The sequence below is a fragment of the Geobacillus sp. LYN3 genome, from assembly GCF_003064505.1.
GTDB lineage: Bacteria > Bacillota > Bacilli > Bacillales > Anoxybacillaceae > Parageobacillus_B > Parageobacillus_B toebii.
In genome coordinates, this window is the sequence record NZ_QCWL01000008.1 from 1 (window position 1) to 8,895 (window position 8,895).

At 54.6% G+C, this 8,895-nt stretch carries 7 protein-coding genes and 2 pseudogenes; 4 read left to right on the top strand and 5 right to left on the bottom strand.

Going from position 1 to position 8,895, the window contains the following annotated elements; all coding sequences use genetic code 11:
- Positions 1-67: 67 nt before the first annotated feature.
- Positions 68-313 (bottom strand): annotated as a pseudogene (locus DCC82_RS15865) (transcriptional regulator); the annotation flags it as partial.
- A gap of 170 nt (positions 314-483) precedes the next feature.
- A complete protein-coding gene (locus tag DCC82_RS15870; protein ID WP_015865247.1) occupies positions 484-981 on the bottom strand; it encodes a L,D-transpeptidase family protein in 498 nt (165 codons plus the stop codon).
- A gap of 233 nt (positions 982-1,214) precedes the next feature.
- Between DCC82_RS15870 and DCC82_RS15875 the strand changes: the two genes are divergently transcribed.
- On the top strand, positions 1,215-1,415 hold the full coding sequence (locus tag DCC82_RS15875; RefSeq protein WP_011232749.1) for a hypothetical protein: 201 nt from the start codon (positions 1,215-1,217) through the stop codon (positions 1,413-1,415).
- Between the two features lie 43 nt (positions 1,416-1,458).
- On the opposite strand, the gene DCC82_RS15880 is transcribed toward DCC82_RS15875, so the two are convergent.
- Positions 1,459-1,932, bottom strand: a complete 474-nt coding sequence (locus DCC82_RS15880; protein WP_011232748.1) for a hypothetical protein — start codon at positions 1,930-1,932, stop codon at positions 1,459-1,461.
- A gap of 35 nt (positions 1,933-1,967) precedes the next feature.
- Here DCC82_RS15880 and DCC82_RS15885 point away from each other — a divergent pair.
- From DCC82_RS15885 to DCC82_RS18605, 3 genes and pseudogenes are all read left to right on the top strand, one after another.
- Positions 1,968-2,376: pseudogene (locus DCC82_RS15885) on the top strand (macro domain-containing protein); the annotation flags it as partial.
- 275 nt (positions 2,377-2,651) lie between these two features.
- Entirely contained in the window at positions 2,652-3,623 is a 972-nt protein-coding gene (locus DCC82_RS15890; protein ID WP_097355038.1) for an MTP-1 family protein, read from the top strand.
- A 126-nt stretch (positions 3,624-3,749) separates the two neighbouring features.
- Positions 3,750-3,875 (top strand): hypothetical protein, encoded by a 126-nt coding sequence (locus DCC82_RS18605; RefSeq protein WP_257722313.1) that lies wholly within the window; start codon positions 3,750-3,752, stop codon positions 3,873-3,875.
- Between the two features lie 436 nt (positions 3,876-4,311).
- On the opposite strand, the gene DCC82_RS15900 is transcribed toward DCC82_RS18605, so the two are convergent.
- A complete protein-coding gene (locus DCC82_RS15900; RefSeq protein WP_015865243.1) occupies positions 4,312-7,089 on the bottom strand; it encodes a DEAD/DEAH box helicase in 2,778 nt (925 codons plus the stop codon).
- Positions 7,086-8,693 carry an SWIM zinc finger family protein gene (locus DCC82_RS15905; protein ID WP_015865242.1) on the bottom strand — a complete coding sequence of 536 codons (1,608 nt, stop codon included), beginning with the start codon at positions 8,691-8,693 and terminating at the stop codon, positions 7,086-7,088. The genes DCC82_RS15900 and DCC82_RS15905 overlap by 4 nt, the downstream gene beginning before the upstream one ends.
- Positions 8,694-8,895: the final 202 nt, after the last annotated feature.

The following is an 8,895-nucleotide window of genomic DNA, read 5'->3' on the forward strand; positions in this document are numbered from 1 at the left end:
ACCTAACCGAAATTCATCTCCCACTTTCACTTCGTTTAGAAGTGGGAGACTTCTTTCGGAAAGATGTTAAATGGTTGTCGAGAAATCGTTCATTGCTTTCGTACTCCAGAAGCAAAATGGAATCGTCTTCGAGAAGAAACACGGTGTCGGCGCGCCGTTCATCCGCCCGTACAGACGGAAATTCGTTTGGAAGCAGTGCTTTGATCCGTGGGAGTCCGTGAAGTCCGTATACATCGAGGGCTTGGTTTTGGTACAATGCGCTCAGCGACTTGAACAAAATGTCTTTGGCGTGATGCGAGATCCCGCCTGGCATCGTCTTCACTCCATTCGCTTTTGACCTAATTATACTACTTGCCCGATCGATTGTCAGCTGCCATCGTGAGCGGAAACACGGTGTTCGTTCGGTGGGAGTGAATGACATCTTCTTGAAAAATAAAACGGGTTGTGACTCAGAACAGACGGATGAATGACGCTGTTTTGCCTTCACGGCCGGATAAACACTTCCGTTCCGTTCGGAACGATGGAGGCGAATTCGAGCACGTCTTTGTTGTGCATGCGGATGCAGCCTTTGGATACGTATTTGCCGATCGAGGACGGGTCGTTCGTGCCGTGGATGCCGTAATGGACTTTGGATAAGCTGAGCCACATGGCGCCGAACGGACCGCCCGGGTTCGGCTGGCGGTTGACGATGACAAAATCGCCGACAGGCGTGGCGGTGACCATTTTGCCGACGCCGATCGGATACGTGCGGATCGTTCGTCCCCGGTGTTTTAACGTCAGCTGGCGGCGGCTGATCGAGATGTGGATCGTGTAGGGAATCGATCCTTTCGGCGGAAGGTGGGGGATGACGATCTCCTGCCCGGGAAAGATGACGGACGCGGCGGTCAAACCATTGGCGCGAAGGAGCGCCTCAACAGATGTGCGGTAGTCGCGGGCGATGGAGGCGATCGTTTCCCCGTGTTTGACGATATGTTTGTACATGGCATTTCGCTCCTTTTTTTCGCTGGATGGAGAAAATAGCTCCGATTGATGATACATTAGTGTATGAGAAGATTCGAATAAGGTTGCTCAAATGGGAAGAGAGTCTCATGCGCATGGCATGCGGCCGCCAATGCCGTATGAACGCGCTGTGCGTTAGTCTATACTTGACAGGGAGCGTTGCCTAACGGGTGTTTCTTGTCAAAACGTGTAGGTGAAAAAGGAGGATGGCGCGAATGAGAACGTTTGTCCTAAAACCGGAAGGACAGAAGGTTGATTATGAGCTGTATGCCGAGCTCTCCCCTGTCCCGCTTGAGATCATTGACGGCGATCTCTTTTTTACGAAAGAGGAGCGGGAAAACTTGCTTAAGCTGTTGATATACAATGTCGGCATTAATCGGACGCTTGAGATCATCGAGGAATGGAAGGAGCGGTGAAAGCGGCGCCCGGTCGATATCGGGGCCGCATCGATGTTGGGGGTTACGGGCGGTAAGGGAACAAAATGTTCTTTTCCCCTTTTTCTTTGGCGACGAAGACGTCTTGATGGATTTCGAACACGCCAAAAGCGCTATGGAACGTCTGAATGACGCGGACGCGATACACGTCGTGAAGCGGTTTGTTCTCATCAGACATCGACCATGACGACAGTTTTTCCACCTCATCGATGCGGTAGTCGAACGTCTCGACGCCGAAGTCTTGCATAAAGACGTGGGCGCGGCGCTGGATGTAGACGTCTTTTGGGAATTTCTTTTTCATAAGCGGGTGAAACAGCTCCCAAGAGCTGCCAAAATCCCCTGCCTGCTCGTAGCGGTAAAACGTGTCAACGATTTCCTTTGCCTCGTTCCGTTCGTTCGAAAGAAACAGAGACAAGATCGCCACCAACACGGCGACGGCAGTGAGAACCGCCACCCCAGTCCTGGCTCGGATCGTCTTTTGGCGGTAGCGTGGGAACATGGGTCTCCTCTCCTCTCTGTTATACCATATGCACGATGGGCGGCGGCGTGGCAGCGGCGATCCGTCGGGCGGGGGGGACGTGTGATCAAGGAGGAAGCGATCCGCGTCTGTCAAGCGCAAGACCCTAAGCCCGGCGATTTGTACGTGACAGGAGCAGGCTCGCTGCCGTTTCGTGGGGACCTTCACTTAGTGACGATGAAGCAGCCTGCAGGGGCGACGTCGTATGACATCGTTCGGGCGTGTCTCGAGCGGCTCGTCGCGCACTGTCGGGAGAACGGAATCAAGAAGGTGGCGTTGCCAGCGCTAGGGACAGGCGTCGGAAGGCTTGACAAAGAAAACGTGGCGCAGTTGTTTGTCGAGGTGTTGGGTCCGGTCGAGGATGTAGAGTTTGTGGTGGTGGATATTGATCAAGCATTCATCCGTTTTGTCCAACAGCGCCAATAAAGGGAGAAAAAGGGCCTTGACTTCGTCTTGGCCCTGCTTTTTTGGCAATGAATAACGTGTTTCCTTCTTTCTCATATCATATTATAATAAGAACACACGAATGAATGAGTTTCATTGACTTTCTCATCCGGCCGACAGGAGGTGGCATCATCGTTGATGTCCGAATGACGAAGCCGGTGTGAAAGGGAGTGGGGTTTCCTGTTCGAACCGCGATCAGGAAAAACAGCCAAAAATGCCAATGCGGGCGTTTTTGGCGCCATCCGGAGGGATGAATCATGTTATTCTCATTGCCAACATTAAAGACATGTCAAGTGTTAGTGGATGAATTTCGTTCGGCCCCACAGCCGTTTGAGCCGGAAAAACTCCGCTTTGCGGGTGTCGGGGACCGGGACGTTTATAATATTTCCGCACCGTTTGTGGATGAAGGAGAATGGGTGATCGCTGGGCGCGTCGAGGCGCGCGACAGCGAGCAATCGGAAGTGTACTTTTTCGTCGAGCGCGACGGCGTCTGGGTTCCTCGTGACGGGGCGCCGGTGTTCGCCTTGCAGGATCCGTTTGTGGCGCGCATTCACGGTCAGTTGGTGTTCGGCGGCGTGGAGACGTTTCCGCATCCGGTGTTTGACGGCGAGCTGAGCTGGCGGACGGTCTTTTACCGCGGCCGCAATATCTGCAGTTTGAAAAAGTTCGCCGAAGGGCCGGACGGAATGAAAGACATTCGCCTTGTCGAGCTGAAAGATGGCTCGATCGGCGTGTTCACCCGGCCGCAAGGGGAAAAAGGCGGACGCGGGAAAATCGGGTTCACCCGCATTTTCTCGCTCGATGAGTTGACGCCGGACGTGATTGAGGCCGCGCCGATTTTGGACGCCCAATTTACGGATGAAGAATGGGGCGGCGTGAATGAGGCGCATTTGCTGGCGAACGGGCTTGTGGGGGCGCTTGGCCATATCGCTTGCTTTGACGAGCACGGCAACCGCCATTACTACCCGATGGTGTTCGTGTTGAACCCGGAGACGATGGAGCGTTCAGAGCTGGAATTGCTTGCGCTTCGCTCCCACTTTTTGGATGGTCCGGCGAAACGGCCGGATTTGGCGAACGTTGTCTTTAGCGGCGGACTCATCCGCAAAGGCGACGGCACGGCTGAGCTGTACGCCGGCGTGAGCGACGCCGAGGCGCAAAAAATTTCGCTCATCGACCCGTTTGTGAAATACGAAGCGCAAGAGCTTGATCGGATGTATGCTTCCGTTTAGCGAAAGGATCGGTGCGACAGACCTTCTCTATGAATGGGGAAGGTTGGCGGCCGGTCCTTTTTCACATTTGGCCGGTTTCTTGCCTTGTGCGAAGGGCTTCGGTTTGACATAAACGTGACTTGTTCGGTGACGGTGTATGTGCTCAATGAGGAACGGCTGTATGAGCAGGCGGATGTTCAAGTGAAAACGGGAACGGTTCGCTCCGTGTATTTTCCGGGGCTTGCAATCGACATGCCCGAATTGTTTCGTTGACAAGGTGCTGAGAGGATGGCTTGAAAGCGAACAGCGTGGGATCAATCCCACGCTGTTTTCGTGAAAATGCAGGACTGGCGCGTGATTTTCATCCCCGGGTGGAGGGCAAAGCGTGCTGCCCATGGACCTTTCCGTGAAAATGCGCGTGCCTTGATGATTCATGTTCATGCCCGGGTGAAGGGCAAAACGTTGCCCATGAGATGTTTCGATGAACACACGTGCCTGGATGATCCTTTTCATGGCTGGACAAAGAACAACACTTGTTGATGAAGTTTTTTCTGTGTCCAACAGGATGTTCATCGCCCGCGTGATGTCCTTTACGGTTGTTTTTGCCGCTTTTCCCGCTCCTTCATTTTCTCTTCCATCCGCTTCAGCAGCTTTTCCCACGGGTTTTCCGCCGTTTTTTTCTTGCGCTTTCGTTTTTCTTCCGCCATGCTCAAGCGCCTCCTTTCGCTGCGGCCGATAAGGCGAGCAAGTCGCGCAGTTCGTCATCGGACAGTTCGGTGATCCATGCCTCGCCTTCGGTGATGATGTCGGCGAGCGCTTGTTTTTGTTCGAGCATCTCGTCGATTTTTTCTTCGATTGTCCCGACGGTGATCAATTTATGGACGTGGACGAATTTCGTCTGTCCGATGCGGTAGGCGCGGTCGGTCGCCTGGTTTTCCACCGCCGGGTTCCACCAACGGTCGAAATGGATGACATGGTTGGCAGCTGTTAAGTTGAGCCCGGTGCCGCCTGCTTTGAGCGACAAAAGGAAAATCGGCGCTTTTCGTGCTTGAAACTCTTCGACCATTCGATCGCGCGTTTGTTTCGGGACGCCTCCGTGCAAAAACAACACCCGCTCATCAAACAGGTCGGAAAGCAGCTGTTGGATCATCTCGCCCATTCGCACGTATTGCGTGAAGATGAGGCACGATTCGTCGTTGGCGCGAATTTGCTCGATGAGTTCGACGAGTTTTTCAAGTTTATGCGACCGCTCGACGAGTTGGCGCGGCCGGCGTTCTTTTAAATAAAGCGCCGGATGGTCGCAAATTTGCTTCACACCGTTTAGCATTTGCAAAATCAAGCCGCGCCGCGCAAACGGACTGGCATTTTTGGCGCGCTCAAGCGTATCGTTGACGAGCTGCTCGTACAGCGCTGCTTGCTCGGCCGTGAGCGGGCAATACTCTTTTTGTTCGAGCTTATCCGGCAAGTTGAGCGCAACCGCTTCATCCGTTTTCGTCCGCCGCAAGAGAAATGGGCGGATGAGCGCCTGCAGCGCCGCTTTTTTGCGGGCATCTCCTTCTTTTTCAATCGGCCCGGCAAAGCGCCGCTCAAACTCCGCACGGCTGCCGAGATAGCCAGGGTTGAGGAAGTGGAAGATGCTCCAAAGTTCGCCGAGACGGTTTTCAACCGGCGTGCCGGATAAGGCGATTTTATGTTTTCCGCTCAAGCGGCGGATGGCGCGCGCTTGTTTTGTTTGCGCGTTTTTAATGTTTTGCGCTTCATCAAGGCAAATCGCATGCCAATGAATCTGTTTTAAATCGTCTTGGTCCAAATGAGCAAGGTTGTAAGACGTAATGACGAGGTCGGCCTCGCCTGCCGTTTGCACGAACGCATCGTTTTTCGCCCGGTTCGGTCCATGGTGCACGTAGACGCGCAAGTCTGGGGTGAAGCGGGCGCATTCCTTTTGCCAGTTGCCGATCACGCTGGTCGGACAAATGAGCAACGCCGGCGTGTCCGGGCGTTCGATTTCTTTGACGTGCGCCAAATAAGCAAGCAGCTGCACCGTTTTGCCAAGCCCCATGTCATCGGCCAAGCAGGCGCCAAAGCCGAATCGGCGCAAAAAGACGAGCCAGTCGACGCCGCGCTGCTGATACGGGCGGAGCGTGCCGTGAAAAGACGGCGGCACATTCGCTTTCGGCAATCCATCAAGCTGCTGGAGCTGGCGGATAAACGCCCGGAATTGGTCGTGGACGTCAATGTGGATCGGGATCGATTCGTCCGCTGCCTCTTCGCGCTCCTCTGCTTCCGAAAGCAGCGTTTGCGCCACGATATCGTGGATCGGCACGCCTTCTTTTTTCGCCTTTTCCATGAGCGCCTGTGCGCGGCGGACAAGGGCGGGATCGAGAATGAGCCATTGGCCGCGCAGGCGGATGAGGCGCCGCTTTTGTTCCGCCAAAGCGGTAAACTCCTCTTCTGTCAGCTCAATCCCGTTGGTCGCCACCCTCCAGTCAAAGTCCGCGAGCCGCTCAAGGCCGAACAGTGATTCGGCGTTGACGGAAGGCGACAGTTTCGCTTTGATCGACAGCTGCGCCTGGCGGATGTCGTGCCACCAGTCGGGAAGCAAGAGGCGTACGCCCGCTTCGGTGAGCTTTAAGCTGTCTTCGGACAAAAAACGCCACGCTTCTTCATTAGACAGTTCCGTCCGCAGACCCTCCCCGGCGTCAAGCCACGGCACGATCGCGCAAATGCGGCGAATGGCGCGCTGGATCGATGATTCATATGGGCGCCAGGCGCGCGGAATATCACGGGCAGAGGCGATGACGCTGTCGTCGACGGCGATGAACACCGCTTCAAGCGTCCATACGTCGCCTTCCTCGGACGGCTCGACAAGGCGCAGTCCGACGACAAACGGCGGCCGGTCGCCGAGCCATCCGATTTGTTCGAGCCAGTCGTCTTCCGTTCCGGTCCATTGGCCGCTGGGGGAGGCGATCAATGGATAAGTGCGAACGATTTCGCCCCAAATGCCGCGAAGTTCCGGGTCGCGTGAGAGCCAGTCGGCTACCGCAAGCGACCGCCATGTGGCGACGAACGGATCGGGATCGTCATCCGCGCCGCGCCAGCGGGTGCGTCCTGCTTCGCTCCATGCGCCGCCTGTGCTTTTCCATAAGGAAGCATCTGGAAGGAAGCGGCGTTCGCGCAAACCGTTCCAAATGTGCTTCGCCCACTCTTCCAATCGGGCGGTGAACTCGTCTGCCCATTCAATGGCGGAAAAGCGTGAGTGCGGACGCAAAGCGAACAGGGTGAGCGCCTGCCACGGCGACAGCCGCACGATCCCGTTTTCACCGTCATGGTCGATATCGAGCAAGGTGCCGTAAAAGGTTTCTTCATGCCAGGCGAACACAAGCGGCGCCCAGCTCGAAACACGGTCCGGGCCGCTGAGCCAGAAGCATCGTCCTTCTTCGCTCCATTCACATGAAAGGGTGATCGTCTGCAACGCTTGTTCCATCATAGAAGCAATTTTCCTTTCTCCACTTCTTCATGAAACGCGCGCATGCGCGCTGTTTTGGCTAACAGCTGTTCAAGATACATCTGCCAGTCGTTCATTCGTTTCAACGATCGGTAGCACGCACGCAATTTTTTTAAATATTGCACGGCGACGCGATAGCTTGCGCGGTTTTTCGCCTCGACAAAACGCATGACCGCTCGGTGATACAATGGCAAGACGAGCGCCGGGTTTTGTTTTTGCAGCATGGCGAGAAATGTTGGATCAATGTCATGGGCGGTGGCGTCCACCCATAAGTATAAGTCGACTACATCATGGTAGCGCCTTTGATCGAGCAGCCAATGAACGTAGCGGTTCGCGCTGTATGGGAAGCATGCGGCCAACAGCTTCTCATAGTCGTCCCATTTGTTGTGTTGGCGAGCGTATGATTCGTACAGCCGACCGATTTCGTTGACAAACGGCGACCGCTCCATCTCTGGAAGAGCGGATATGTAGAAGGCAAGCTCTTGCTTTCCTTTCGCCCAAAATGATGCGAAACGTTCCGGCGAATGCGAGGATGCGAACCGCTCCATCCAATCGATAAAAAACGGAGCCGCTTCCTTGGGATGTTGGCGGTAGATGGCGAGCGCTTCGTCATCTTCGCCGAGTAAAAAGGCGAGATGGGCGGCAGCTAGCAACAGAGTGGTTGACTGTTTTTCCGTTGCCAGGCGGATCAGCGTTTCTTTCTCTTGCCGGCGCTGCGCTTCTTTCGTGAACAGCAGCTCCCAAGCGGTTGTGTATAGGCTGTAGACGAGTGAAGGGGACGCCTTTCCCCACCGCAGCAACAACTCCCGTACATACGGGATCGTCTGTTCGATGTGCGTTTCAACAGACGGGGGCAGCAGTTCGGACGGAAACCGTTCCAACGTTTCGAACCATTCGTCGGCGATATAATCGACGTCTTGTTGCCACGAAAACTGCTCGTATGATCCGAACAACAGCCCACGGTCCCAACCGCGTTCGCGTCCGTATTCGAACAAATGGTCAAGCAAAAACAAGGCCGCATGAAAGCGATGCAACAAACGGACAGCGCTGTGTTTCGGGCTGTTTTTGACGAGTCGCGGAAACAGTTGATGGGACAAGCGGTACGGCCAATCATTGCGGCGGCGGTGGCGGGCGCTCCACTCGTCCAATAGGTCGGCGAACTGCTTCCGCCATTGGGCGACCGATTCCGCTGTGTTTGGTTCAGACGGTGTTTGGACCGATGCCGCTTTCCGGTTCGGTTTTTTCTTTCCTTGTTTCCATTGCCGCAACAACTCGCCGTTGTCAAATACATTTCCGTACACGTAAAAGAACAGCGCCAGTACGTGCGGACAAAGATCTTCCGCCCCGCATGTGCAGCTGTGGAGGGAGATGTCCGACAAATCAAGCGTCACGTCATGAATGGCGGTGTCGATGACTTTTCCTTCGATAAAATCGCTGTCTATGACCGTGACGTTATACACCAACCCTTGCCGTGACAATTCCCGCCCTTTTTGGATGACATGTTGGAAGAGAGAAAACGGCCATTCCCGCTGCAAGTCGGCAGCGGCTTTTTGCAACAGAGGTTTGGAGATTGCGGTCTGCAACATATCAGTCCGTCCTTTCCGTCCATTGTGCATCATGGGTTCCCGAAGAAAGCCCCCGTTTTCCGTTCATTCTTTATATCTACATTATTATAGCATGGCGGATTGTACTGTTGCTATGTTTGTTTGGCGTGGGATTTATCTTAATTAGGCGAGAAGACTCCCACTTCAACGAAGCGAAGCGGAGTAAGTGGGAGATGAATCGCCT